The sequence below is a fragment of the Mycolicibacterium sp. XJ2546 genome, assembly GCF_053483195.1.
The window spans coordinates 1-229 of record NZ_JBEFRW010000069.1 but is presented as its reverse complement, the minus strand read 5'-3'; the positions used below and the strand labels follow the sequence as shown (position 1 = coordinate 229).

The 229-nt window shown below is 68.6% G+C and carries 1 protein-coding gene; it reads right to left on the bottom strand.

Annotated features, from left to right (window positions below; genetic code table 11):
* On the bottom strand, nucleotides 1-229 hold a 229-nt coding region (locus ABQE44_RS25875), incomplete at both ends, for an AMP-binding protein (protein WP_448432681.1).

Sequence of the window (229 nt, the reverse complement as noted above, 5' to 3'; positions counted from 1 at the left end):
CCAGGCCACCAAATCCCCGGTGCGATACATCCGCGCACCCGGCCCACCGAACGGACACGCCACAAACCGCGACGCACTCAACCCCGCCCGGCCCACATAGCCATGCGCCAAGCCCGCACCGGCCACATACAACTCACCGACCACACCCGGCGAGACCGGGCGCAACCAGGCGTCGAGCACGAAAAACGCCAAATCGGCCAGCGGCACCCCGATCGGGCTGACCGCGTTG